Below are 25921 nucleotides of genomic sequence, written 5' to 3' on the forward strand. Positions count from 1 at the left end.
GTGCGGGGGCGGGCGCCGGAGCCGGCTGCGGGGCGGCCTGCTGCTGTGCCTGGCCGGCGGCGAACAGCTGGCTGGCATTCATGCCGCCCATGCCACCTGCCATGCCCATGCCCATAAAGCCGGCCATTGCGCCGTTGGGGTTAGCGGCCGCCGCGCGCATCGCGTCGCTCTGGGCGCTGGCGATGTTGGCTGCTGCCATGGTGGGATCGCGCATAACCGCGGCCTTCTGCAGGTCCTTGATCATCTGCTCGTCCTCTTGCGAGGCGGCGATGGAGTTAACGCCAAAGCTCACGATCTCGACGCCGCGCAGGTCACGCCAGTCGGCAGAGAGGACCTCGTTGAGCGCGCGGGCGAGCTCGGTGGTGTGGCCGGGGATGGCGCTGTAGCGGATGCCCATCTCCGAGATCTTGGCAAAGGCGGGCTGCAGGGCGGTGAGCAGCTCGGACTTAAGCTGGCTGTCGATCTTGTCGCGCGTATAACTATCGGTCACGTTGCCGCATACGTTGGTGTAGAACAGCAGCGGGTTGGTGATGCGGTACGAATACTCGCCGTTGCAGCGCACGGAGATGTCGACGTCTAGGCCAATGTTGTTATCGACCACGCGGAAGGGCACGGGCGAGGCGGTGCCGTACTTGTTGCCGATGATCTCCTTGGTGTTGATGAAGTAGACGCGCTGGTCCTTGCCCGCGTCGCCGCCAAAGGTAAAGCGGCTGCCGATATTGGCGAAGGTCTCCTTGATGGAATCGCCCAGGTTGCCGCTAAAGACGCTCGGCTCACTGCCGGTATCGAAGACGAACTCACCGGGCTCCAGCGCGACTTCGATGATCTTGCCGTTTTGCACCACGAGCATGCCCTGGCCGTCGTTGACGGCGATGACCGAGCCGTTGGAGATGACGTTGTCCTCGCCGCGCGTGTTGGAGCTGCGGCCACCGGTACGTTTGCTGCCCTTGCAGGCCAAGACGTCGGCAGGCATCGATTCGCAGTAGATAAATTCCTTCCACTGGTCGGCCATGACGCCGCCGGCAGCTCCCAATCCAGCTTTCAAGAGTCCCATGGTGATCTTCCTTTCTCGTCAAAGGCTGGGTGGTATTGGTTGGATTGCTTAGTCGTCCTTGTCGTCTTTCATGACAACGGTGGTCTCGGTGTGGCTGAAGGTGTCGTGCTTCTCGGTCAGGTCGAGCTCACCACAATACTCATCGGCATGGGCTGCTTCGTTGGCCGTCTTGAGCTGGCCTACCAGTAGCACGTCTCCGATAATCACGATGATCAGCGGCGCGATGACGTTGATGAGGATGCCCTCGATATCAAAGGTGAGGTAATCCGGATCGAAGGCGTATTCCCCCATAAAGAGAATCTGGGAGAGGATAAATCCGATCACGAAGAACAGCACCGAGGCGATGGCGAGCTTGGGCTTGGAGCAGGGGAGCTCGCCGACCAAGCGGCCGGTCTGGCCGTTCATGGCAAACAGGTAGCTCTTGCCGTTCCACGAGGTGGAGAGCATCCAGACGGGGAACAGGGCGTAGTCGCTGTCTTCCCAGGTGTAGTCGAGCTGCTTGCTTTCGACCGTGGCATCGTCGTATTCGTCGACGACGGTCTCGCGCAGGGCCGAGATTGTGCTTTCTTCCATACGGCGTTCGGCGCGCGCCTTGCAGGTCTCGCAGTCCTCGTCGTAACGGTTGGCGATGTAGCCGGGCATATATGCGACCGAGAACGGGCGCAGCGCGTCGTAGTCAAACGGCTCGATGGCATCCATGTGGCCGTCGGGCATCTTGGACGATCCGTCGACGGGCACGCGCTTAAACGAGATATTGCCCTTGCGATAGGCATCGTAGTGGTCGGTGGTCGTGACGGTGCGGTCGGATTCCTCGGTCACGGTCTCGTTGGTCGCGTCAAAGTACACTTCGCCGTCAACGCGGGCGCCGTAGAGCCAAAACGGCACGTAGACACCTTGGACCTCGTCGATGTGGTTGCCGGTGACAAAGCTCTTGGGCAGCAAGATCTTGCCCTTGTAGTGTTCCTTGAGTGCGGCCGTGACGTCATCGCGCCCGAGCTTAAACGGAATCACCAGGTCGGGCGAGAAGTCGCCAGAGAGCTGGCCGGGCGCCACGGCGGAGTTACCGCAGTACGGGCAGGTGGTGACGGCGACGGTGCCGTCGGACACGAGCTCGGCGCCGCACGACGAGCAGATGTAGCCGGCGTTTTGGGCCAGCTCCTGCACGGCATCGTCGACAGCAGGCTTGGGGGCCGCGGCTGCGGCATCGGCTTTGGCATCTGCCTTGTCCTGGCGCTCGCGATAGAGGGCCTCGACTTCTTCGACTTCAAAGCGCGAGTCACAGTAGTCGCAGACGAGCTTTTGCTCGGCGCTGGCAAAATGCAAGGGGCCACCGCAGGCAGGGCACTGATAGTTAACGCTCTCGAAGGCCATGATCGGTCCTTTCGCTGCCGGAGGCTATGCGCCGATGGCGCCGCCGCAGTATTCGCAGCGCCCACTGGCATCGGGAATGGTGGTGGCTCCGCAGAAGGGGCAGGTCACCGCGGTCTTGGGGGCCTTGGCGGCCACGACGCTGTCGCGCGTCTCCTGGCGCAGCTGCACCAGCGCGTCGCGGACCTCGGTTGCCTGGCGCTTGGCCTCGCGGTATTCGATGGAGCCGCGCTGATCGATGGTGGAGTCGTTCACGCGCAGGTTGATCTCGGTAAAGTACGGCGTGTTGACGTGGATGGTCAGATTAAAGTCGTAATCCAGGTCGTAGCGCGGCGGGTTGTAGCTCTCGCGCTCGCCGTCCTTGGTCTCACGATAGATCTCGGTGCGATGCTCGTCGATATCCATATCGCAGCCGAGTACCTGCGAGAACTCGATGATGTCGGGATTGGCGTCGCGCCAGCGGCTCTGCGAAGTGATGATCAGCAGGCCCGCGTCCTCATCGAGCATAATATTGGTGCGCCCGGCAGAAAGCGTGCGCGTGGGGTTGAACGAAGACAGGCGTTCGGCGTTGGCCTCGCGGTAGGCGAGTTGCTCACGGATGTCGTCCGCGGTGCTGGAGCGATAGCCGTGAAAGTAGGGGGAGAGCTTGCCGGCGCACTCTTTGCACAGGTAGCCTTCATTGATTTTTGTCTTACCTAGAAGTCCCAGCTCGGTACCGCAAATCGCGCACTCTTTCTTCTCGAACATCTTGTCAAAGAAGCCCATGGCTGCCTCCCATCAACTGGTAGCGTGTGTCACTTTTGATGATGGGGGAGTGCGCGATCCTTCGCGATACCCAGACGGCTCAAGGAGTCTCCACAACTGGGACACATGGCCCATTTTTCATCCGACACATAGGGACACTCCTTGCTGCGGGTAGTCATTGGGCACTCATTGGGGACGTACTTAAATGAGTGGTAGTTGGAGACACTCCTTGCCGAGCTTGAGGCCGCGCGTGTCCCTTCTGGTCCATGAGGCTCAAAACCGCGGCGTGATGTGGACGCCTGGGGTCAAATTTGCAGCATTTCGAGCTCGGCTTCGATATTGAGACTGGTTCTTTATTAAAATAGTTTTCCAGACAATTGAGCAGCTGGGGGTTAACCATGAGGGACATGGGAGACACAACCGCATATCTGCGTCGGGGCATTCGGGAGATTATATGCCTGGCGCTGTTCTTCTTCACGTTTTTGGCGTGCGAGTATCTTTTTGATGCGCGCATGGCCGAGTTCGTGTCTCCGGACGAGGTTGTTATTTATGAGAGCCTTGTTATCGGCGCGAGCGTGATTGGCTTTTTTGTGCGTCCTATTCTGTACTATCGTCGTCCCCATGCCATTGAAGCAACGAGTGACGTTACGGGCGTTTTGCTGGTGGCGGCATTGCTGCTGTTGATTATGGCGGTTCAGGTTGAGGTGGTAATTGCCGGCGGTTTGGTGGCGTGCTGCGCGCTGGGCTACTGCGGATCGACTGCCCATGCAAACTTTGCGCGGCGCTTTGCACGGACGCCCTGCTTGGCGCGTGCGGCTGCACTTTCCTACGCCATGGGCGTTCTGGTGCAGGTGCTCAACCACATGGTGATGCCTGCCGGCATTCCTCAGCAGGCTGTTCTGGTCGTCTGCGCGATCGCGCAGGTGGCGTTGCTCCACGGTGCCCGACGCGCCAAGCTGCGCGACGAGTCCGATCCCAACTTTGAACCCAGTGCTGCCGGGCTTTCGGTAGATGCTCTGGAATATGGCGCCAAGTGGCATGACGATCCCGAGGCAAAGGCGGCATTCCGTCGCGCCGTAGTTCGCCTGACCGTGGCGACGGCGTATCTTTCCAGCGTATTCGCCGCTCTCAACGCGGGCTTCACGACCCTGCATGCTGTCGGAGCCGTCGATTTGGGCGATTGGCCGCGCCTGCTGCTTGTCGTGAGCTCGTTGGTCGCTGGCGCACTATTTGACCTGCACGGCCGCTCGTATATGAATATCGGCATGACGTGTGCCGCCATACTGTCCACGCTTTCGTTCTTTGTGCTCATCGTCGATGGCAATGGCGGCAACGAGCTTGCTGCCACGATCATCTTTTATCTGGGCTCGGGCTTTTTCGTGGTGTTCTTTACCACAAAATATGCCGCCGTCTCGCTCTATGCGCGCTGGTCATATTTTTGGCCGTGCATGGGTCGCGTCGTCAACAACGTGTGCTCGATGTTCGTGACGGCGCCGGCAGTGGCGATTATCTCGAGTCAAAATGTGCTGGCTGCGGTCGGTGCGGCGCTCGTGATGTTTGTGGGCATTGCGATTACGCTGCTGGGGCAGTTGGGGCAACGAGCCGATGATGCCGCGATGCGGGACGGACCGCCGCTTGCCACCGACGATCTTGGTGGGGATCTTGCGCCCACATGCTCCGACCCCGAGCCCGTGGAGGCAGCGGAGCTCACGTCCGATGAACGCCTCGATGCTTTCGTCGCCACCTTTGGGCTTACAGAGCGCGAGCGCGATATTCTTGAGGTCTTGGTCGTTTCGGACCAGAGCGTTCAGGACATCGCCACAACGCTCTCCCTTTCGCGCTCCACGCTCTATCGCCACATTTCCTCGATCAACAAAAAGGCCGGTACCGCCTCGCGTGTGGCCCTTATCAACTTCTTCTGGTCCTGGACACCCAAGGACTAGCTAATCTCCCAATAAGTTGCGGTGGAATAGTCCCTAAATTAAAGTCACGGGGCTTTAAACAGGAACTATTTCACCGCAACTGCTGGGGGGATAGACTGCGGCGGCGGCAGAGGCAGCGGCAGCGGCGTTGGCAGCTGTGGTAGTGGCAACGGCAGCTGGCAGGGTGTTTTCCGTCTACTTGCTACAGCAGCTCGCCGTGGCGGGCAATGTAGCGGCACTTTGCCAGCTGGGTGAGCGCGATATAGGCGGTAACGATGCCAATGAGCAGCCCAAAAAAGCTCGTGGGCAGCGGCATGAGGCCGAGCACATCGGCGATGGGGCTTGCCGGCAGCCAGGTGACGAGCGCCAGGCCCAGCACGGTAAGAACGCACAATGCGGGCGCGGCGCGGTCGCGCGGGCTCGGCAGATGCGGGGAGCGCAACATGTGGACCACGAGTGTCTGCGACCACATGGACTCGACAAACCAGCCGCTCTGGAAGAGCGCAGCAAAGGTCGCCATACCCGCGACGTCGCCCGCGGCGGCAAGCTCGGACCAGCTTGCGTCCACGGCGGCGGGGCACACGACAAAGAAGAGCGCGGCGAAGGTCACGATGTCAAACAGCGAGCTCACGGGGCCCAGCTCGAGCATAAAGCCCTTGATGGACGCGGCGTCCCAGGCACGCGGGCGGGCAGTCCAGGCGTCATCGACGGTGTCCCACGGCAGTGCGATGCACACGATCTCGTAGACCAGCGACAGCAGTACCAGCTGCAGGGCGCTCATGGGCAAAAACGGCAAGAACAGGCTCGCGACGGTCACGGACAGCACATTGCCAAAGTTGGAGCTCACCGTGGTCTTGAGGTACTTGAGCAGGTTGCCGTAAGTGCGGCGGCCTTCGATGATGCCGCGCTCGAGCACGCCCAGGTCCTTCTGAAGCAAGATGATATCGGCGGATTCCTTGGCAATATCGACGGCCGAATCGACCGAGATGCCGCAATCGCTCGCACGCATGGCGGCGGCGTCGTTGATGCCGTCGCCCATAAAGCCCACGGTGTGGCCGAGCATCTCGCGCATGACACGTACCAGGCGCGCCTTCTGCAGCGGCGAGAGCTTGGCGAAGAGGTGGGTTTTCTCGGCGCGCTTGGCAAGTTCGGCGTCATCGAGCGCATCGATCTCGGAGCCGAGCAAGACGTTGCTCGCATCGATACCAATCTGCTCGCAGACGGTGGCGGCGACGCGGTCGTTGTCGCCGGTTAGGACCTTGACCGCCACGCCCTTGGCCTCGAGGGTGGCGACGGCGCCCGCGGCACTTGCTTTGGGCGGATCGAGGAAGGCCAAAAAGCCCATCAGCACCATGTCGCACTCGTCGGCGATGCCAAACTCGCCCACGCAGCGCGGATTGGTCTTCTGCGCCACGGCAATTACGCGTAGGCCCTCGGCGTTAAGTCCGGCGATCTGCTTGCGAATCTGGGCGAGCTTCTCGTCGGTGAGCGGCTGAGCGATGCCATCGATCTCGACAAAGGAGCAGATCTCGAGCATTTCCTCGGCAGCGCCCTTGGTAACCATCTGGGTTTTGCCTTGGGCGTCGGCGACAACTACGCTCAGGCGACGGCGCGAGAAATCGAAGGGAACCTCGTCGACCTTGGTGTAGCGGTCGCGCAGGCTCTGGCCCAGCATGGAATCGGGTGCGACGGTCGAGGGTGTCACATCGGCACGGTCGATTACGGCCAGGTCGATAAGATTTTTGAGGCCGGTCTGGAAGAAGCTGTTCAAAAACGCATGGCGCAGCACGCGCGCGTCCTCGTTGCCATCGGTGTTGAGGTAGCGCTCGAGCACGATGCGGTCTTCGGTGAGGGTGCCGGTCTTGTCGCAGCACAGGACGTCCATCGCTCCGAGGTTTTGAATCGCCGGCAGCTCCTTGACGATAACCTGGCGACGGGCGAGGTCCTTGGCGCCCTGCGACAGGCTCGTGGTCACGATGACGGGAAGCATCTGCGGCGTGATGCCCACGGCCACGCTCGTGGCGAACAGCAGCGCGTCGATGACGTTGCCCTTGGTGGCGGCGTTGATGGCAAAGACGGCCGGCGCCATAACGAGCATCAGGCGCACCAGCAGCATGGAGACGCTCGAGACGCCGCGGTCAAACGCGCTCTTTTCGCCGCGCCCGTTGAGCATCTTGGCGATGCCGCCCAGGTAGGTGTCCGAGCCGGTGGCAACGACAAGCGCCATGGCGGCGCCGTTTTGCACGGAGGTGCCGGTAAAGACGATGTTCTTGCAGGCAGAGAGTGGCAGTGCGGAGCCGTCGGCGCCCTCGACGACGGTGACGGCGGTGGTCTTCTCGACGGCCTCGCTCTCGCCGGTGAGTGCGGACTCGATCACAAACAGGTCGCGCGCGGTGATGATGCGGGCATCTGCCGGCACCATATCGCCGGCAGAGAGACGGATTACATCGCCGGGGACGAGCTCGTCGAAGGGGATCTCGATGCGCTCGCCGTCGCGCAGGGCGGTGCAAGTGTTGGAGACCAGGTCCTTGAGGGCTTCGGCCGCATTGCCGCTGCGGGCTTCCTGGATAAACTTCATGCCGCCCGATACCAGCAGCATGATGCCGATGACGATGACCGTGGAGGGGTCGCGCTGCGGCTCGGGTGCGGCGAGCACGTCGATGTAGAGCGAGACCAGTGCGAGCGCGGCGAGGATGCCGGCGAAGGGATCGATGAACGCGTCGGCGATGCGGCGGGCGAGCGTTTTGGTCGTTGCCTCGATGGTGTTGGGGCCGACGGCGTTCAGGCGCTCAGTTGCCTGCTCGACGGTGAGGCCGTTTGCCGTGGCGTCAAGCAGTACGAGGGCGTCCTCGGCACTATGGGTGGCGGCGAATATGGTGTTCTTGGACAGGCCGGTATGAGCGGCAGGGCGCGCCGTGCGGCGGCGCTTGGAGATGGCTTCGAGTACCGTGACGGTTTTGAGCATCAGCATAGGGTCCTCCTTGTTGAGGGGAGTTAGCGTACGTGTCGTATTTGCTTCAAAAAACCTAGATGTCGCTCACGTCAAGCTCTTGAGCCCACAAAGGGTGCAGCGCGCTTTGCGGTGGTTTTGGCGATCTGCCGGTGGCGTTTATGCGTGTGCGGAGTCCTCGCGGCGTGCCGAGGGCGACATGCAGGTTTTTCGACTAGGACTGCCTTCCATGGCACACCTCCTAAAGGCTGAGCGCAGCGCACTTTGGGTATCTCGTACCCCTTTTTAATCCGCCCGTATTCTTGATGAGGGGGTTTGACATGTCAACCCCATTGTTCGGAAAACCATTCCCCCTGACAAAGCCTTTACAGAATGCCGTGGCCCCAAAGCGCGCCCGCATCGACGCTTCGCCTGCGCTAAACTGGAAGGCACGTACGCGATTACGAGAGGAGCCCGCATGGAGGCTTACAAGCAAGAGTTCATCAAGTTTATGGTCGAGTCCGACGTCCTTAAGTTCGGCAGCTTTACGCTCAAGAGCGGCCGTCAGTCCCCGTTCTTTATGAACGCCGGCGCTTACGTGACGGGCTATCAGCTCAAGAAGCTGGGCGAGTATTACGCCCAGGCCATCCACGATAACTTTGGCGACGACTTTGATGTGCTGTTTGGACCGGCCTACAAGGGTATTCCGCTGGCCGTCGTGACCGCAATTGCCTACCACGAGCTGTACGGCAAGGAGGTCAAGTACTGCTGCGACCGCAAGGAGGCCAAGGACCACGGTGCCGATAAGGGCAACCTGTTGGGTTATGAGCCCAAGGACGGCGACCGTGTGGTCATGGTCGAGGACGTTACCACCAGCGGCAAGTCCATCGACGAGACCTATCCCAAGGTCAAGGCTGCTGCCGATGTCGAGATCAAGGGCCTGATCGTGTCCCTCAACCGCATGGAGGTCGGCAAGGGCGGTGTGACCACCGCGCAGAAGGAGATCGAGGCCAAGTACGGTTTCCCCGTCGCGAGCATCGTCTCCATGGCCGAGGTCGTCGAGACCCTCTACAACCACGAGATCGACGGCAAGGTTGTCATCGACGACGAGCTCAAGACCGCCATCGACGCCTACTACGAGCAGTACGGAGCACGTTAGTTACGGCGTTTTACCAAACGCCGTAACTGCTCGACGCTGCGCGGGCCGCATTTGGACAATCTGACGTTCAACTTCAAGGGCGCGACCAGAAGGTCAGCGCCCTTTCGTTTCACGTCACCTTGTCTCAAATGCGACCCGCTCGCTGTCCGTTCTCTACCTGCGGCGTCGTCTTGCTCCGAATGCGGCCCGTTCGCTGCCGTTGCCAAGGCATCGGCGTTGCCGGACTAGTCATTGGGGACGTTCATAAATGACTACTCAGGAATGAGCGTGGATAATCTCCCGTTTTTGGCCTGTGTGCAGGCTCAAAGTGGGAGATTATCCGCGCTCGCTTTAATTTGCCTGGGCTGCGATGCCTATCTAATCGGCTCGGCGTCTTCCCTGAGAATCGAAAGATACTCTTCATACCCGTACTGCCGGTATCTCTGTCTTGACTCGTCGAGCGGACGGAGGATACCCAATTCTTCAAATGATTTGACGAGCGAGCTCGCGGTACTCCTGCCGATATCGAGTTGGGCAGCGATGAATGCGGTGTCGACGATGGGGTGCTCTTCAAGAATGCCCAACAGCCTTTGCCCGTTTGCAGCAGTCCTTCCGAGATTTTCGGTAATGGTTGCTGTGGAACGGTTATGGAGGTCAACAAGGTTTTTTAAAGACCCTACCGAGTCCTTCGCACTTTCGAGAAGACTGTTGCAGAAAAACTCTATCCATTCCTCGTAAGTGCCTCTCTCCCTTACGGATGTGAGTTGCCGGTAGTACTCGCTTCGATTTTTCTTGAACTGGAACGATGGATAGAACAAGCAAGAATGAAGAACGCCATCATTGATGAGCATAAGTGTAATGAGAAGCCTGCCCAGGCGACCGTTTCCGTCTAGGAATGGATGGGCAGTTTCAAATTGGTAATGGACGAGCGCCGCCCGCACAATCGGATCCATTTCGACTTGAGGCTCATTGATAAAGCGTTCGAGGTCCTGGAGCGTGTTACTCAAATCTTCAATGTTTGGAGGGACAAACGATGCGGTTGCAATGGTGCAGCCTGAGGGGCCAATCCAGTTTTGTGAGGAGCGCAGCTCGCCTGGATTCTTCTCCGTTCCGCGCACTCCGTCCAGCAGGACCGCATGAACTTGCCTAAGAAGTCTCGTGCACAAGGGCATCTTTTTGAGCAGTTCTACGCCGCGGTCGACAGCACGGACGTAATTCACGACGTCTGCGACATCTTTATGATGGAGTTGTGTTTGCGATGGACTAAGTAGGTCGTCAAGCGTGCACTGGGTTCCCTCAATTTGCGAAGAAAGGAGTGCTTCTTTGCGCACGTACATTGTCAGATACATGTCGGCGTTGGGAACAAAGTAGAGCATGCCTTCAAGCTCTCCAAGCTTTCGTGAGCATGCGGAAAGCGTGCGATAGGTTTCCTCGGTGAGGTTTAGCTGCCTCAATGATTGCAAGGGCGTTGGAAAAAACGAATAGTAAGCCAATTTCCCCGATAGATTATTGCGGAGCGTTCCCTGGCCGTTCTCCTCGATTTGCATCGCGCCCTCCATATCTTTAGTGCCGGAAACTCGTTATTAGGCCAATCATATCAATTCTAATAACGAGTTTAAGGATTAAATAGTTATTAGAATTGATGTAAACAATCTAATGATGAGAAGTCGTTATTACTTGACCATGGAGCTCGGCTTGGTACAAGGGGGGTTATCCAAAATGAGAGCGGATAATCTCCCGTTTTTGGCTCGGTGACGGCCTCAAAGTGGGAGATTATCCACGCTCGTTAGTTAAGCGTCCGAAAATCCACACTCGCCAAACCTACCAAAAAGGGACGGGTTTATTTTGGCACGTTTCGGTCGGTATCAGGAAGTGTCAGGGACGGGGCGGCGGCGGTCCGTGGGCGCGAAAAGAAGTGTCGGGTTTGGCGCGCCCGCTTCTGCCTGTCCCGCGCGTGGGCGATACTCGGCTTATCGAACCGCGATGCAAAGGAGACGCTCATTCCACGAGCGCTACCGGGAAGGGCTCGCGATTCGAGTCCCCACCTTAGCATTTGAACCATTTGGCACTATAATTACCGTAGGCATGCGCACAACGTTGCGCTTAATCAAGAGGAGAAAACGTATGGGTCTGTTTGATATGTTCAAGAAGAAGGCTGAGCCCGCGGCTGCCGCTGCTCCGGCCTCCATCTCTGCTTCTGCCGGCGCCGACGTGCTGTGCTCGCCCGTCAAGGGCAAGGTCATCAAGATGGCCGACGTGCCCGATCCCGTCTTTGGTGGCGAGGTTCTGGGCAAGGGCTGTGCCGTGTGGCCCGAGGACGATCTGGTCTACGCTCCCTGCGACGGTAAGGTGACCGTCACCATGGGTCACGCCGTGGGTCTGCAGTCCGATAGCGGCATCGAGGTTCTGGTGCACGTTGGCGTCGATACCGTCAACATGAACGGTGACGGCTTCGAGGGCTTCGTCAAGGCCGACGACGTTGTGAAGGCTGGCCAGCCCATACTCAAGATCGACCGCGCCAAGATCGCCGCTGCCGGTTACAAGGACTGCGTCGTCGTGGCCGTGTCCAACACCGCCGAGTTTGCCGACGTCGAGCTCACCGTTGAGGCTGAGTCCGCCGTCGCCGCCGGTGACGCCATCGTTAAGGTCGTCCGCAAGTAAACTGCGGCATCCAAAGGATGTGCAAGGGTGGTCGGGTTTTCCGGCCACCTTTTTTATTGCATCGCGGGAAAGCGTTTTATTGTACGTTGGGCGGGCTTGCAAACCGTTCGGACGCTAAAACGAACCGACCGCGCCTTCGCGTTGCTGAGGGTGTTCATAAGTGGATAGTATGGGCTTACTTATTACAACGTGTGCCGCGTCCGGGAAGCGCGGTGCCGCTCATTGGGAGGAACAACATGAAAAAGAAGCTGCTGCTTGCGCCCCTCATGGCCGTCTTGGTTGCATGCGTGGTCGTGCTTTCCGGCTGTGGAGGTCCTTCGGTTGAGGAGCTCATCACCGAGGATCTTACGACGCAGTTTGACGAGGTCAAGAACGGTGGCGACGACTTCCTCTCTGGTCTGGAGGAGGCTTCGGGCGACGAGTTCGAGCAGCTGGGTATCGATCCCAAGGAGTATGCCAAGACCTATCTCGAGGGCTTTGACTACAAGATCGGCGACGTGACGGTCGACGAGGACAAGGGTGTCGCGACCGCCGAGGTCTCTATCACATGCAAGTCTATGAACAAGATCGTCGAGGACTTCTCCACCCAGTATCAGGAGAAGGTCGCTGCGCTTGACACGGTTCCTTCCGATGACGAGCTGTACAAGATGGCCGGTCAGGTTATGGTCGATGTGACCAAGGCCACCGAGCCCAGGAAGACCACGGTTATCTTCAAGTACACCTGCAACGACGATGGCGAGTGGTCTGCCGACGACTCCGTCAACTCCGAGATGATGGATGCAATGCTGAGCTAGTTCGTTGCGGCGTTTTACCAAACGCCGCAACTGCTCGACGCTGCGCGCCGCCCAGGACGACAATTTGTCATTCAAAAGGCGAGGCATGACCAGAAGGTCTATGCCTCGCCTTTTTCATGCCAACTTGTTCGTCCTGGACGTCGCTCGCTGTCCATCCTCTACCTGCGTCGTTGCCATGGTGCGGCACTTGTAGTCATTGGGGACGTTCTTAAATGACCAGGCGGCAGTTGGGGACACTCCTTGTGCCAGCGTTGCATCGAGTGCTTGGGAAACCGCGACCCGGTTTTTGCCCGAATAGTGGGTCGCATTTTCCGGATGGGGTGGGTTGCGGAAAGTGCGACCCGGAATATTGCTCTGAAACGGGATGCGGTTTCCCTGATGCGCCTCAAACGGAAAGCGCATCCCATTCCGGAGCTTCAAAACGGGATGCGCTTTCCGCGCGGAAGAATTGTCGCAGCTGCGTTAAGCAGTGTCGCTCGTTACTCGCCCAGGATCAGCGCCGCGAGCTCTGCCTGGGTGTCCACCACGTAGTCGGCGCCGGCGGCTTCCAGCTCTGCGCGGCCGCGGAAGCCCCAGCTGACGCCTGCACTCTTAAGGCCGGCGTTGTGACCGGTCAGGATATCGACATTGGAATCGCCCACGTAGAGCGTGGTCGACGGATCGGCGTCTAGCTCCTCCATCACATGCAGTGTGACGGGCGCTTCGGGCTTGGGGGGGAAACGCATCGACGCGGCCCTGCACCAGCGCAAAGCGCTCGGAACCAAAATACTTCTCGATAAGCGGAGCCGCCGAGACGTGGTCCTTGTTGGTGAGCACGGCAAGCTGCACGCCCGCCGCGTGCAGGCGGTCGAGCATCTCGGTCGTGCCGGCATAGGGAGCGGTGTGGTCCTCCTTGTGCTCGCCGTAATAAGCCCTAAACTCGGCAAGCGTCTGCTCAAACATGCGACCGTCGCCCGCATACTCGGCAGGCATAAAGCGTTCGACCAGCTTGAGCATGCCGTTTCCCACCTTGTAGCGGTACTCGTCAACGGCAAACGTGGGCCAGCCGTGCATCTCGCAGGTATGGTTGCCGGCGGCTGCCAGGTCCTCGAGCGTGTTGAGGATGGTGCCGTCCAGATCAAAAATCACATGGGAATAATCCGCTGCCATGGGTGCTCCTGCCGCTTGAGTTGTAAAACGCACCCCATAATACTGGGCATGCGTGCCGGGCATGTTTGGAATCTGAATATCTTTAATAGCCCTGAGCTTTTGTCGTTAGCAAATTCTCGGCAGCCGCTCTCCTACGAGCATGTCGAGGATGCGGGTCGAGCCCCAGCCGGTACGTACGCGCACGGCGGGCCGAGCGTCCGATCCAAGTGGCAGCACGCGGCCGATAATCGCGGCGTTCTCGCCGTAGCGGGCGGCGCGCATGGCGGCCAGCGCCGCATCGGCTTGTTCGGCCGGCACGACGGCAACCATCTTGCCCTCGTTTGCCACCTGCAGCACATCGTAGCCGAGCATCTCGCAGGCGGCCTGCACGTCGGGACGCACGGGCACGGCATCCTCGTCGACCTCCATGGCAACGCCGCTGGCCTGCGCAAACTCGTTGAGCGTCGAGGCCAGGCCACCGCGCGTGGGGTCGCGGAAGCAGCGTGTGTCGGGTGCTGCGGAAAGCACATCGGCAATCAGGTGGTTGAGCGGCGCGGCGTCGCTTTCGATGGTGCTCGAAAACGCCAGACCCTCGCGCTGACTCATGATGGCGATGCCGTGGTCACCCAGTGTGCCCGACACCAGGATGACGTCGCCGGGCCGGCAGTTTGCGCCGCTGAGCGCCACGCCCGCGGGTACCTCGCCCACACCGGCGGTATTGATATAGACGCCGTCGGCCCCGCCGCGCTCGACCACCTTAGTGTCGCCCGTGATTATGGACACGCCCGCTTCGTGCGCCGTTTCGGCCATCGTCTGCACAATCTGGTGGAGCTTATCCATGGGATAGCCCTCTTCGAGGATAAAGCCGCACGATAGGTAGCGCACGTTGGCGCCCGAGGTCGCGACGTCGTTGACGGTTCCGCACACGGCGAGGCGGCCGATGTTGCCACCGGGGAAGAACTGCGGCGAGACTACAAAGCTGTCGGTCGACATGGCGATGCGCCCGCTCGCGGGCAGCGCGGCGACGCCGGCGTCGTTGCCTTCGAGCAGCTCGGGCGACCCAAAGGCATCCAAAAAGACCTCATCGATGATGCGCTTCATCATCTGTCCGCCGGAGCCGTGGCCCAGCAGGACGGTGCTATCGGTAACGCTATGGGACATATCGAAAACTCCAATCGTGGGTGGAATTATATGGGTGAGGCGCAGCGTCGACTGGTCCGCCGTTCGTTAGAACGGCGGAGCCTATTAGCCTCGGTAGCGGAAATATGCTGCGCAGCTGCCCTCGGAGCTCACCATGCAGGGGCCGACGGGATGCTCGGGCGTACAAGCGTGGCCGAACAGGGGGCAGTCGCTCGGCGTAATGGCCCCGCGCAGCACGTCGCCGCAGCGGCACCCGCGTGGCTCGACCGTCGGCTCGATGGACACGTCAAAGCGCATGCTGGCATCAAAGTGCGAAAACTCGGGACGAATGGCGAGTCCCGAAGCCGCAATCGATCCCAGCCCGCGCCACGTGGTATCGCACGGCTCAAATACCTGCTCGACCAGCTGGCGCGCCACAAGATTGCCGTCGGCATTGACGCCGCGACGGTAGGCGTTGTCGATCGCGGGTTGCCCCTCAACAACCATCTGAACCAGCATGCAGATGCCCTGCAAGATGTCGACCGGCTCAAATCCCGTTACCACGCCTGGAGTCTTAAACTCGTCGACCAAAAAGCCAAAGGGGGCTAAGCCCGTGATGGTGGCGACGTGGCCCGGCAGGATAAAGCCGTCGATAGTGGTCTCGGGATCGTTGGCGATGGCGCGCAGCGCCGGCGGCGTGGTCTTGTGGGCGCAGTAGACCGAGAAGTTCTGGAGTCCGCGTGCATCGGCCTCCAAGATGGCGGCGGCGATGGTGGGCGTCGTAGTCTCAAAGCCCACGCCCATAAAAATGACCGGGCGATCGGGGTTTTGCTTGGCAATGTCGAGCGCGTCGAGCGGGGAATAGACGATGCGAATATCGCGCCCTGCCGCCTTTTGCGCAGCGAGCGAGGTGGACGATCCGGGCACGCGCATCATGTCGCCAAAGGTGGTGATGATGGCGCGGTCTATGTTGGCGAGCGCGATCGCGTGGTCGATGTCGCGGTTGGCGGTGACGCAGACGGGGCAGCCTGGGCCGCTCAGCAGCTTGAGCCCGGCCGGCATAATGGAGCGAAAGCCATAACGCCCGATGCTCACGGTATGCGTGCCGCAGACTTCCATAAGGTTGATGGCGCGGTCGCCGACAAGCTCATGAATGCGCTCGATGAGCTCGCGAGCCAGCTTGGGATCGCGGAATGCCGAGAAGTCGATACCGGAGCGCGCCGGCTGCTCGGCCGCCACTAGTATGCCTCGGCCGGGTTGGTGGCAAGCTGGTCTTCTTCGACCAGCTCGGACATGGCATTAACAAGCTCGAGCGTTTCCTGTGCTTCCTGCTCGTCGACAATCTGGATGCCAAAGCCGGCGTGTACGAGAATATAGTCGCCAACCTGCGCCGTCGGCACGAGTCGCAGCGACACGGGGCGCTCGATGCCCATCATGTCGACGGTGGCCTTGAGGTCGTCGTCGCGTTTGACTACTTTACCGGGAACGGCAAGGCACATATTGTTCCCCTTTTATACGCTTTGCGCTGGACGGGCGCTCAATAATCCATCAGTTGATGGTAGCGCTCGCGGGGTTCGCGGGCAAACGCGTTACGCCTGTGAGACGGCTGGGCGCGGCGGCGTGCGAGGGCGAGCTACTGTGATGCAATCTGCGCAAGACGAGCGCTTGCGACCGCCGCCTGACCGTAGGCGATGCAGCCGTCATTGACGGGTACGGTGTGGGGGACAAGGACAGTAAGGCCTGCGCTTTTGAGCTCGCGGGCGAGGAGCTGAAGCAGAAGTCGGTTCATGAACACGCCGCCCGAGAGCGCGACGGTGTCGATACCCTCGTGCACGCAGATATCGCTGGCGATGCGCGCCGAGGAGCGCGCGACGGCGACATGGAAGTCGAGTGCGAGCCTGTTAGCGGGCGCTCCGGCTTCAATTCCTCCCAAAAGTGCCTCAAAGAGTGCTTTCTGGTCCAGAACATAGGGGCCGTCCAGCCACGATGGGCCAGATGCGAAATAGCCGGCGTTGTCGTCGGGAAAATGGGCGATTTCGTTGTCGAGCGCGCGCCAGGCGGCGGCTTCGAGTTCTATGGCGGGTTCGCCCTCGTAGGTTGCCTTGTCGCAGATGCCCAGAATCGCTGCCGCGGCATCAAAGAGACGCCCCATGCTGCTGGTACGCGGGCTGTTGATGCCGCGCTCGATCATGGTGGCTGTCACGCTGCGCGTTTGCTCGTCGAGGCCGTCCAAAAGCCGAGCGGCACCTGGGTGCTCGAGCAGGCCGAGCTCACTGAGCAGGGCAAAGGCGTTGCGGCGGGCGTCGCGCACGGAGGCCGCCCCACCGGGGAGCGCCCAAGTGCGCAAATGCGCGGCGCGCTCAAAGCCGCCAAGGCTGGCAACAAGAAACTCGCCGCCCCAAATGGTCCCATCGGTGCCGGCGCCGGTGCCGTCAAAGGCGATGCCAAGGACACGCGCGTCGGTTGTAAGCTGGCCCGCGGCGATGGCCTCGGCCATTACACTCGCGATATGCGTATGATGGTGCTGCACCTCGACGAGCGGCAGATTGCATTTTCGCGCCTGCTCGCGCGCCCACTGGCCCGATAGATAGCTGGGATGTACATCGCAGGCCAAGGCGGCGGGCGCCAAGTCAAAGAGATCTTCCAAGCGCGTGCGCGCGGCGTTCCAGGCATCGAAGGTCCCGCCGTTTTCAACATCGCCGATATGCTGCGACACAAAACAGGTTGCCTCGCCGTTCGTCCCTTCACGCGTGAGCGCAATCGTGGCCTTTTGTTGTGGCCCGCAGGCGAGCACGCAGGACGGAGCGCGGTCGAGCGCCGGCAACGGTAGCGGCTGGGGTGCATATCCGCGAGCGCGGCGCACGGGCATAACGGCGCCGTCAACCACGCGCACCACGGAATCGTCATAGCGCGAGAGAATCGCTCGATCGTTGCCGAGCAGCGCGTCGGCAATGCCGGCGGCAACGAGGCGTTCCCAGGCAAGATCGTCATCGGTCTCGATGGGCTCTTCGCTCAGGTTGCCGCTGGTCATGACGAGCGCGTGCATGCCGTGCGACGCGGCAGCTGCAAGCAGAAGATGCTGAAGCGGGGTGTAGGGGAGCATAACGCCAAGCTCGGGCAGGTCGTGCGCGACGGGCGGTGCGAGTACGAGGGCGTCGGGAGAATCGCTGTTGCCCTCGCCAACAGTGCGTCGGCGCAGCAGCACAATGGGACGGATACTGCCGGCGAGAAGCTCGCGCTCAGCGTCGTCGATATGGCATAGGCGCCCGGCATCGGCAAGACTGCGCACCATGACGGCAAGTGGTTTGTTACTGCGGCGTTTGCGATGGCGCAACTCGGCCACCGCCTGCTCGTTGGCAGCATCACAGGCTAGATGGAATCCGCCCAGGCCCTTGATGGCGACGACGCCACCGCTGGCCAGCAGCTCAACGCAGCGCTCGATGATGGCGTCGCTGGCCTCGCGTGTGGTGCCGACGGCCGGTGTCGCGGACGAATTCCCGCACGCATCGCCGTTCACAGCCTCACGCCACGTAATATGCGGCCCGCAATCAAAGCAGGCATCGGGCTGCGCGTGAAAACGCCGGTCGAGCGGATTGGCATACTCCGCGGCACACTCGGGGCACATGGGAAAACGGTCCATCGAGGTAGCCGCTCGATCGTAAGGCAGCGAGCGGATGATGGTAAAGCGCGGTCCGCAGTTAGTGCAGTTGATAAAGGGGTAGTGATAGCGTCGGTCGGCGGGATCGAACAACTCGCGCAGGCAATCGTCACAGGTGGCGATATCGGGCGAGACAAGTGTGGTGTGCGCGGTCTGGTCCTGCGACGCCACAATGTGAAAGCCCTGCTCATCGGCAGTGCTCCAACCGCCAGGCTCCAAATCCGCAATATCGACTCGCTCAACGCGAGCCGCCGCGGGCGCATGCTCAGAAAGCGCAGCGACAAATCCGTCAACCGCCTCGGCACAAGCGTGCGCCTCGATATGCACGCCGTCGCCCGCATTGAGCACCCATCCGCAAATGCCATGCGCCATGGCCTCGCGATACACAAACGGTCGCATGCCAACGCCCTGCACAATGCCCGTCACATGAATATGCACATGCCGCATGCGACACCCCTCATCAAAACCGACCAAAAAGGGACAGGTTTATTTTGGTAGGTAAAACGGTAAACCTGCCAAAACAAACCTGTCCCTTTTTGGCAGGTGCGCTGCGGGAAATTCCGCTACAGCCCCAGGCTCTGCTTGGTGGCGGCGCACGTGAGCTCGCCGTGCTTAACGCCGCGCAGGCCCAGCAGGCGGTCGGCTAGTTCGTAGACGCGCTCGCCGCGACCCTTGAGCGCCAGAATCTCCAAGCAGTTGTGGTGATCCAGATGCACGTGCATGGTCGATACGATCTCGTTGGTGTAGTCGTGCTGCACCTCGTCCAGGCGGCGTGTCAGATCGCCGGTGTGATGGTCGTAGATCATGGTGAGCGACCCGATAACATGCTCATCGGGCGTGCGCATCTGCTCCTTGGCGATCGAGGCGCGAATCAGGTCGCGCACGGCCTCGGAGCGGTTGGCCACGTCGCCGCGGCGCGCGATCTGTTCGTCAAAACGGCGCAGCAGGTCGTCCGGTGCGGTAACCGAAAAACGGACCAGCTCGGAGCCGGAGCCACTACAGTGGCAGCCCGCGTCACCGTCCGCCCCATGCGGATGCTCGTGCTCGTACCCGCAGCTGTGCTCGTGTTCGGCCACCTTACACCAGCTTCACGGAGCCGACGGAGTTGTGGTCGGCCTCGATGGCTTCCTCGTAGCCCTCGAGTGCGTCGTGGGCCTCGTGCAGCGCGGCCATGGCGGCCTCGAGCTTGGCGCCGATGCGCTCCATGTCAAAATTCTCGGTCGCATGCAGCAGCTGATGGCTCCACTCGTGAGCGAGCTCGATGGTGTCGTCGACCTGCTTGACGCTCATGGCAAGCTGGCTCATGTTCATTCCAACATCATGCATGGGAAATCTCCTTTTGTATGGGGCAGTTCAGTGGTTCAGATTTTACTACGCCCGCTCTGCGCGCAGCTGCATAAGAAAACGGGTACGAGTCTGTGCGACCCGCACCCGTTCACTGGGGGCTGTTTGTGACTACCATACTATCCGTGGTTGCACTCGGTGCATTCAGAAGTCCGGCGAGCGGCGTAAAAGCGCTCATGGACGGCAGGCAGACGGCAACATGTAACAAGCGTATTACAGATGCTTCTCCAGCAGCGCCTGCAGCCTCGCCTTGGGCAGAGCGCCAACCGAGCGGTCAATCTCCTCGCCGTTCTTAAACACAATCAGCGTGGGGATGCTCATGACGCCATACTTCATGGCCAGGTCCTGGTTGTCGTCGACGTTGCACTTGGCAACGGCGAGCTTGCCCGCCAGCTCATCGGCAACCTCGTCAACGATGGGCGAGAGGGATCGACAGGGCCCGCACCACGGTGCCCAAAAATCGACCAGCACGGGCAGGCTGTCGTTAACGATGGAATCGAAGTTCTCGGGGGTAATCTGATTAATGTCAGCCATGGTGACCTCCATAATGCGACGCGGCTCGGCCGCGTAAAACTCAGTACGACCGTGCTTATACCCAGCCGCCCGCAAAGCAACCACTCGCGGGCAGCTCTTTTATATAATGGTGGGCACGCAAACGATTGGAGAGCGCATGTCCACGTCACAAAGCCAGAAAAAAGAAGCCATCGCCCAGGCGGCCGAGCAGGAGCTCGCATCGCTTGCGGTCCGTGGCGTGCGTATCGCGGGCAACGCGTGCTCGCCGATCGTGCTGGTCAAAGGCGATTTGGACGAGGCCGAGCGTTCGGGTGGCGAGCTTGCCGCCGGCCCGGATGGCGCGGCGTTGCGCAAGGCGCTTGGGGCCATCGGCTACGCGCCCGAGGATTTTTGCGTGCTGGCAAGCGTCGCCGGCGTGGGTGACGGAGCGGTCGCGGTGGGCGAGACTCTGCCGTGCGAGCTGTTCCGTGAGGCGCTTGAGGCTTTGGACCCCGAGGCGGTGCTACTGCTCGACAACAACGCGGCCGATGCCATGCGCGAGACCTACGCCGATATGCTCGTGGCGATCGATGACTTCGACACCGCCATGCTCAAGCCCGGCTTGGTCGCCCATGTGCAGGGTCGCCGCGTGCTCGCGCTCGACGGTTTTGAGGCGGCGCTCACTGACAAAGCCGCCAAGCAGCGCATGTGGGCCTACATCAAGCAGCTGACCCCGGCGGCCGCTCCGCTGTAGCAGATTGGCGCCGGTGAGCGATTGCCTGGCGGGCAAGACACGCCGCGAGATCGGCGCCGCACTTCTACATCACAGCGCGCAGCTCAAACCGATCGCCGTTAATGCGGAACTGGCAGTTGCCGTTCATGCGCTCCACGGCAAGCTTGATGCTCCTGGTGCCAAAGCCGTGGCCCGCATGCCGGGTTACGGGCATGCCGTCGACCATGCGCGGCGCGCGGTCAAACGTGTTGGAAACTAACAGCAGCAGCTGGGCGTCCTCTAATCGCAGGTCAAAGTCGACGAATCGCTTTCCTTGGGGTGCGGCGCTTGCGGCGGTGATAGCGTTTTCCAAGGCATTTGAGAGCACGCTAAACAGGTCGGCGTCACCTACGTGGATGGTTTCGGGTACGGCGGCGCGCAGGTTGGCGGTAATGCCGTTTCTATTGATATCCGAGTTAAATGACGAAAGCGCGATGTTTACGGTCTCGTTGGCGCAGAAGCGGCGTACGGCGGTGCGGTCGCCGGCTTCGCAGAGTTCGTCGATGCGATCGAGCGCCTCGTCGGTGTGGCCCTCCTCAATTAAAGCGGCCAGGCCGCGTAGGAAGTGACGCATATCGTGGCGCAGAATCGACAGCTCGCGCCCAGATTGACGCCAAGCCTCGAGCTCTTTGATGGCGGCGCTGTCGCGGGTTTCGAGCATCCAGCGCTCTCGCTCGGCGGTTTCCTTTTCTTCGTATTCACGCAGGTAGACGGCGAGGAACATAAGGTAGAACGCGCAGAGTGCAAAGGCCAAAAACTCAACCGTCACCACCGAGCCCGAGTGGAACAGCGTGGTGTAGACGTTGGTGGCATAGTCAAAGACGTAATAGACGAGCGGCAGGATTAAAAGGATGCCCAGCTCGGTGGTGCTTTTAATCGCCAAGCGCGGACCGATGTCGCCGGCCCAACGCAGCAGGACGGCAAAGACGGCGAGTGTGGTCGCGATGCGCGCCAGATAGTACGCGATCTGAGAATCGGTTGCGGCAAATGCGGCGATGCCCATCCAATTGCTGAACTGGCAGCTCAGATAGGCACTCGTAATGCCGAGCACGGCAAGCAGCGGGCTCAGGCGGTAGCGCGCGCACAAATAGATGACGAGCGGCAGATGCACGACGAGCGGATATACCTGGCGGGCAAAAAGCTCGCCGCCGACGGCATTGGCGAGGCCAAATGCGCATCCGGTTACGGCACCGACCAACACCAGTTCAAGCGCATGACGCCGGTTGATCTCGACACCGCACAGTGCCGCCGAGGCAAAGACGCCAAAGAGCAGCGTCGTGGCGTGGTGGATTGCCCAAAGGACCATTTCGGCCGAGGAGACCATCAGTGTCTCCCACCCTCAAAGCGCACCGCAAAGTAGGCGTCTTGGAATCCCTGCTTGCAGCTGCGCGAAAGCGGGATGCAAGCGCCCGAGCGCATGACGATGTCCGTGCGGTCAAAGTGATCGATATTGCGCAGGTTGACCTGGTAGCTGCGGTGGCATTTAAAGAAGACCGCGTTTTGCGCCAAACGGTCCTCGACGCTGCGGAACGATTCGAGTGCCTCGATATCGCGTCCGTCGCGCAGGTGGAAGACCACGTGCTTGTTGCGCGCCTCGGCATATTCGATGTCGGACAGGCGCAGGGCGTGGTAGCTAAAGGAAGTTTTGATCACGAGCTCGTCGGTTGCCGCCGGGCGCATGCTCGAAAGCTCGTTAAGTAACTGCGCCAGGCGTTCGTAAGTCACGGGCTTGAGCAGATAGTCGAAGGCGCGGACCTCGTAGGACTCCAGCGCAAACTCGGGCGACGAGGTGAGGAACACCAGGCGCACGGCGGTATCGGCCTGGCGCAATTCGCGTGCGGTGTCCATGCCGTTGACGAGCGGCATGATCATGTCGAGCAGAATGATGTCGGCGCGCGATGCGGCATGGCGGGCCAGTAGGTCCTCGCCGCGCGTGACGAGCGCAACATCGACCGCCGTGCCCGTCTCGGTCGACCAACGATCGATCATTCGGTGCAGTCTATCTAGAAAAGCGACGTCATCGTCGCAGGCAATAATCTTGAGCATTCGGCCCCCTTAAGTAGTTCGATTTTGCCACATTGGGTGCGGACCGCTTGTGGGGGTGCGGACCGTTTGCGCCCCACGGCGTGCAACTCGCGCCAAGCGGTATTGCGGTGGCGAAAGATGCCTCCTGCGCTATCGAGAGCTCGGCTATCCTCAGCTTGCCAGTTCGAAAATGGACCTGCCACATGATTGAATCTTTATTTCAACTTTACACCTAGGTTTACAGCTGTCTTGTCAGCTGTAAACCTAGGTGTCATACTAAAGCCCCAAGATTCGCCAAAAGAGAGGGGCCTTGATGGCACAGAGCGCGAACATGGATGCGTCGGAGCTTGCACGCGATATCGCGGCCGGCCTAGCATCGGCAACGACGGCAACGGAGCGCGCGGCACTGGTGCCCGCAGAGCTCGTCGAGGCCATTCAGCAACTAAAAACCCAACGTGACGCGGTGATCCTAGCGCACTATTACGTGGCGCCCGAGGTGCAGGCTGTGGCTGATTACGTCGGCGATAGCTTCTACCTGGCCAAGCTCGCCAAGAGCCTGCCACAGCGGACCATCGTGCTGTGCGGCGTGGAGTTTATGGGCGAGAGCGCCAAGCTGCTCAATCCCACTAAGACCGTGCTGCTGCCCGAGCCGGGCGCGGACTGCCCCATGGCTCACATGGTCAAGCGCGAGACGGTCGACGCGGCGCGCGCCGAGTACGGCGACGACCTGGCCGTGGTGTGCTACGTCAACTCCACGGTCGAGATCAAGAGCTGGAGCGACGTGTGCGTCACCAGTTCCAACGCCGTTAAGATCGTGTCCGAGCTGCCGCAGCAGCATATCCTGTTCATTCCCGACCAAAACCTGGGACGCTTCGTAGCCGAGCAGGTGCCGCAAAAGCACGTCATCCTCAACAACGGCTACTGCCCACGCCATCACATCATCACCGTCGAGCAGATCGTCGACGCGACGGAGGCCCACCCCGACGCGCTCGTGCTGGCGCATCCTGAGTGCAAGGCCGACGTTCTGGCCGAGGCCGACTACATCGGCTCCACCGCTGGCATCATCAAGTATGCCGAGGAGTCCGACGCGAGCGAGTTCATTATCGTGACGGTCCGCGGCGTGCTCTACGAGCTCGAGCGCCGCTGCCAGGGCACCGGCAAGAAGTTCTACTTCCCCGCGGTGCAGCCCACCTGCGTCAACATGGATCTCATCACGCTCGAGAAGCTCGTGCGCTGCCTGGAGACGGGTGAGGGCGAGGTGCAGATCGGCGTCTCGGACGAGGCAGCCGACCAGGCCAAGCTCACGCTCGACCGTATGCTCGAGTACGCAGCACGCTAGAACAATGTTGCATGAGGGACGGTCCCTTATGCCACATTACAAGGGAGAGGATTCCTGTGGAAACCAAGCAATACCCCGATATGGAGTGCGACGTCGTCATTGCCGGCTGCGGCGTGGCGGGTCTGTACGCGGCCCTCAATCTGCCGACGAGCACGCGCGTGATCATGCTCTCCAAGGGCGCGGTCGATGAGTGCGATTCGATGCTCGCGCAGGGCGGCATCTGCGTGCTGCCCGAGGGCTCGGACTATGATGCCTTCTTTGAGGACACCATGCACGCCGGCCACTACGAGAACCGCCGCGAGAGCGTCGACATCATGATTCGCTCGAGCCGCTCGGTCATCAACGACCTGCTGGCGATGGGCGTGGACTTTGAGCGCAAGGCCGACGGCGGCCTCGACTTTACCCGCGAGGGCGCACACAGCCGTCCGCGCATTGCCTTCCATGCCGATATCACCGGCAAGGAGATTACGACCAAGCTGCTTCAGGCTGTCCGCAAGCTGGACAACGTGCAGATTTTGGAGCACGTGGCCATGACCGACATCCTGACGGGCGAGCGTGACGGCGCCACGGTGTGCACCGGTATCGTCGCCGTTCCCGTGGACGAGAACAACTCGGTTCGTCCCGCCGACGAGCTGGTAAATGCCGCCGAGGGCGCGCATGCCGGCGAGCCGTTTAAGATCCATGCCCGCCACACGCTGTGGGCAACGGGCGGCATCGGCGGCGTATACGACCATTCGACCAACTACCCGCAGCTCACGGGCGATGCCTGCTACATCGCTCAGGAGCATGGCATTAAGATGGAGCATCTGGACTACGTGCAGATTCACCCCACGGGACTGTTCTCGCCGCAGCCGGGTCGCACCTTCCTGATCAGCGAGAGTTGCCGCGGCGAGGGCGCGATTTTGCTCAACGCCGCCGGCGAGCGCTTTACCGACGAGCTTCAGCCGCGCGATGTGGTCGCCGCCGCTATTCGCGAGCAGATGAAGCAGGACGGTACCGAGCACGAGTGGCTGAGCTTTGCCCCCGTCGAGCGCGACGTGGTGACCGGGCACTTTGCCAACATTCGCGCGCGCTGCCTGGAGGACGGCCGCGACATCTTGGACGAGCCCATTCCCGTTACGCCGACGCAGCACTACTTTATGGGCGGCGTGTGGGTCGACAAGGACGGCCGCACCTCGATGCCCGAGCTCTACGCCGCGGGCGAGACGGCCTGCAACGGCGTTCACGGCAAGAATCGCCTGGCTTCCAACAGCCTGCTCGAGGCGCTGGTCTGGGGTCGTCGCGCCGCGTGGTACATGCGCACCGGCGAGTCGCTCGCAGTGGAGCAGGCGGGCGATCCCGCGCTCGATGGCCGTCATCGCGCCCTGGGCGCCGACCCTCTGGCAATCGATGATTTGGCCCGTGCCGCCGGCACGCAGGCCGTGGAGGAGTAGA

General features: G+C 61.0%; 23 protein-coding genes. 7 read left to right on the forward strand and 16 right to left on the reverse strand.

Going from position 1 to position 25921, the window contains the following annotated elements; genetic code table 11:
• From RX395_RS03905 to RX395_RS03915, 3 genes are all read right to left on the reverse strand, one after another.
• The coding region (locus RX395_RS03905; RefSeq protein ID WP_316365609.1) for an SPFH domain-containing protein at window positions 1-1054 on the reverse strand (1054 nt) is incomplete at its 3' end.
• Between the two features lie 48 nt (window positions 1055-1102).
• Window positions 1103-2425, reverse strand: coding sequence for a hypothetical protein (locus RX395_RS03910; protein ID WP_316365611.1), 1323 nt, complete (start codon window positions 2423-2425; stop codon window positions 1103-1105).
• A gap of 24 nt (window positions 2426-2449) precedes the next feature.
• Window positions 2450-3187, reverse strand: coding sequence for a DUF4428 domain-containing protein (locus tag RX395_RS03915; RefSeq protein ID WP_035136607.1), 738 nt, complete (start codon window positions 3185-3187; stop codon window positions 2450-2452).
• 377 nt (window positions 3188-3564) lie between these two features.
• Between RX395_RS03915 and RX395_RS03920 the strand changes: the two genes are divergently transcribed.
• Window positions 3565-5109, forward strand: a complete 1545-nt coding sequence (locus tag RX395_RS03920) for a helix-turn-helix transcriptional regulator (protein ID WP_316365613.1) — start codon at window positions 3565-3567, stop codon at window positions 5107-5109.
• 181 nt (window positions 5110-5290) lie between these two features.
• Here the strand turns inward: RX395_RS03920 and mgtA are convergent, their stop codons facing one another.
• Entirely contained in the window at window positions 5291-8059 is a 2769-nt protein-coding gene (gene mgtA / locus RX395_RS03925; RefSeq protein WP_316365615.1) for a magnesium-translocating P-type ATPase, read from the reverse strand.
• A gap of 436 nt (window positions 8060-8495) precedes the next feature.
• Here mgtA and pyrE point away from each other — a divergent pair, with 436 nt between their 5' ends.
• Window positions 8496-9176: an orotate phosphoribosyltransferase gene (gene pyrE / locus RX395_RS03930; RefSeq protein WP_148332521.1), complete on the forward strand. Its 681-nt coding sequence runs from the start codon at window positions 8496-8498 to the stop codon at window positions 9174-9176.
• Window positions 9177-9529: 353 nt separating this feature from the next.
• On the opposite strand, the gene RX395_RS03935 is transcribed toward pyrE, so the two are convergent.
• A complete protein-coding gene (locus RX395_RS03935) occupies window positions 9530-10702 on the reverse strand; it encodes a Fic family protein (RefSeq protein ID WP_316365617.1) in 1173 nt (390 codons plus the stop codon).
• Window positions 10703-11279: 577 nt separating this feature from the next.
• Between RX395_RS03935 and RX395_RS03940 the strand changes: the two genes are divergently transcribed.
• A complete protein-coding gene (locus tag RX395_RS03940; RefSeq protein WP_035136613.1) occupies window positions 11280-11816 on the forward strand; it encodes a PTS sugar transporter subunit IIA in 537 nt (178 codons plus the stop codon).
• A gap of 236 nt (window positions 11817-12052) precedes the next feature.
• Window positions 12053-12610: a hypothetical protein gene (locus RX395_RS03945; RefSeq protein ID WP_035136614.1), complete on the forward strand. Its 558-nt coding sequence runs from the start codon at window positions 12053-12055 to the stop codon at window positions 12608-12610.
• A gap of 479 nt (window positions 12611-13089) precedes the next feature.
• On the opposite strand, the gene RX395_RS03950 is transcribed toward RX395_RS03945, so the two are convergent.
• The 9 genes from RX395_RS03950 to trxA form a co-directional block, all read right to left on the reverse strand.
• Window positions 13090-13290 carry an HAD family hydrolase gene (locus RX395_RS03950; RefSeq protein WP_316365620.1) on the reverse strand — a complete coding sequence of 67 codons (201 nt, stop codon included), beginning with the start codon at window positions 13288-13290 and terminating at the stop codon, window positions 13090-13092.
• Window positions 13202-13759, reverse strand: a complete 558-nt coding sequence (locus RX395_RS03955) for an HAD family hydrolase (RefSeq protein ID WP_316365622.1) — start codon at window positions 13757-13759, stop codon at window positions 13202-13204. Before RX395_RS03955 ends, RX395_RS03950 begins: the two co-directional genes overlap by 89 nt.
• A gap of 105 nt (window positions 13760-13864) precedes the next feature.
• Window positions 13865-14899 carry a hydrogenase expression/formation protein HypE gene (hypE, locus tag RX395_RS03960; RefSeq protein ID WP_316365624.1) on the reverse strand — a complete coding sequence of 345 codons (1035 nt, stop codon included), beginning with the start codon at window positions 14897-14899 and terminating at the stop codon, window positions 13865-13867.
• Between the two features lie 84 nt (window positions 14900-14983).
• Complete coding sequence (hypD, locus tag RX395_RS03965; protein ID WP_316365626.1) at window positions 14984-16096, reverse strand: hydrogenase formation protein HypD; 1113 nt, start codon at window positions 16094-16096, stop codon at window positions 14984-14986.
• Entirely contained in the window at window positions 16096-16356 is a 261-nt protein-coding gene (locus RX395_RS03970; protein ID WP_006235228.1) for a HypC/HybG/HupF family hydrogenase formation chaperone, read from the reverse strand. The genes hypD and RX395_RS03970 overlap by 1 nt, the downstream gene beginning before the upstream one ends.
• 134 nt (window positions 16357-16490) lie before the next feature.
• The gene (hypF, locus tag RX395_RS03975; RefSeq protein ID WP_316365628.1) at window positions 16491-18962 is read right to left on the reverse strand and encodes a carbamoyltransferase HypF; all 2472 of its coding nucleotides are present in this window, start codon (window positions 18960-18962) and stop codon (window positions 16491-16493) included.
• Between the two features lie 116 nt (window positions 18963-19078).
• Window positions 19079-19591, reverse strand: coding sequence for a nickel-responsive transcriptional regulator NikR (gene nikR / locus RX395_RS03980; RefSeq protein ID WP_316365630.1), 513 nt, complete (start codon window positions 19589-19591; stop codon window positions 19079-19081).
• A gap of 1 nt (window position 19592) precedes the next feature.
• Window positions 19593-19841: a hypothetical protein gene (locus tag RX395_RS03985; RefSeq protein ID WP_006235225.1), complete on the reverse strand. Its 249-nt coding sequence runs from the start codon at window positions 19839-19841 to the stop codon at window positions 19593-19595.
• A 231-nt stretch (window positions 19842-20072) separates the two neighbouring features.
• Window positions 20073-20393 (reverse strand): thioredoxin, encoded by a 321-nt coding sequence (trxA, locus tag RX395_RS03990; RefSeq protein ID WP_022093990.1) that lies wholly within the window; start codon window positions 20391-20393, stop codon window positions 20073-20075.
• A gap of 136 nt (window positions 20394-20529) precedes the next feature.
• Here trxA and RX395_RS03995 point away from each other — a divergent pair, with 136 nt between their 5' ends.
• Window positions 20530-21105, forward strand: coding sequence for a hypothetical protein (locus RX395_RS03995; RefSeq protein ID WP_117786248.1), 576 nt, complete (start codon window positions 20530-20532; stop codon window positions 21103-21105).
• Between the two features lie 64 nt (window positions 21106-21169).
• Here the strand turns inward: RX395_RS03995 and RX395_RS04000 are convergent, their stop codons facing one another.
• Both RX395_RS04000 and RX395_RS04005 read right to left on the reverse strand, forming a co-directional pair.
• Window positions 21170-22447 carry a GHKL domain-containing protein gene (locus RX395_RS04000; RefSeq protein ID WP_316365635.1) on the reverse strand — a complete coding sequence of 426 codons (1278 nt, stop codon included), beginning with the start codon at window positions 22445-22447 and terminating at the stop codon, window positions 21170-21172.
• A complete protein-coding gene (locus RX395_RS04005) occupies window positions 22447-23169 on the reverse strand; it encodes a LytR/AlgR family response regulator transcription factor (RefSeq protein ID WP_316365637.1) in 723 nt (240 codons plus the stop codon). The genes RX395_RS04000 and RX395_RS04005 overlap by 1 nt, the downstream gene beginning before the upstream one ends.
• A gap of 292 nt (window positions 23170-23461) precedes the next feature.
• Between RX395_RS04005 and nadA the strand changes: the two genes are divergently transcribed.
• Window positions 23462-24487, forward strand: a complete 1026-nt coding sequence (nadA, locus tag RX395_RS04010; protein ID WP_316365640.1) for a quinolinate synthase NadA — start codon at window positions 23462-23464, stop codon at window positions 24485-24487.
• A 56-nt stretch (window positions 24488-24543) separates the two neighbouring features.
• On the forward strand, window positions 24544-25920 hold the full coding sequence (locus RX395_RS04015; RefSeq protein WP_316365642.1) for an L-aspartate oxidase: 1377 nt from the start codon (window positions 24544-24546) through the stop codon (window positions 25918-25920).
• The last annotated feature ends 1 nt before the right edge of the window (window position 25921 follow it).

This window comes from Collinsella aerofaciens (assembly GCF_032584215.1).
GTDB lineage: Bacteria > Actinomycetota > Coriobacteriia > Coriobacteriales > Coriobacteriaceae > Collinsella.